General features: G+C 33.4%; 1 protein-coding gene. It reads right to left on the bottom strand.

The features are described 5' to 3' along the window. The coding region (locus B2217_RS01900; RefSeq protein ID WP_349680536.1) for a type I restriction-modification system subunit M N-terminal domain-containing protein at positions 1–262 on the bottom strand (262 nt) is incomplete at its 3' end. Positions 263–290: the final 28 nt, after the last annotated feature.

The following is a 290-nucleotide window of genomic DNA, read 5'->3' as shown; positions in this document are numbered from 1 at the left end:
CTACTTTTAAGGTAATATCTTCTTGTTTGGCGTTCTCGATGATGTATGTCCAACGTGATTCTTCGGGCAAATAAAAAATGTTATCTGCTTGGTAAAATTCAGGAATTTCTAAGAAATCTTCTTTGCCTTCAGCGATCAATTCTTCTCTACGTTTGATGAATTTATCACTCGCAAATTTTAAGAAGATTAAACTTAAAACAATGTGTTTATATTCGGATGGTTCAACTGAACCTCGTAGTTTATTTGCTGAATCCCAAAGGATTTCTTCGGTACTTTTTGTTTGGACTTTT

The organism is Empedobacter sp. UBA7620, assembly GCF_002484185.1.
Classification (GTDB): domain Bacteria; phylum Bacteroidota; class Bacteroidia; order Flavobacteriales; family Weeksellaceae; genus Empedobacter; species Empedobacter falsenii_C.
Note: the sequence above shows the minus strand (reverse complement) of the source record. Positions and strands in the feature narration are given on the sequence as shown.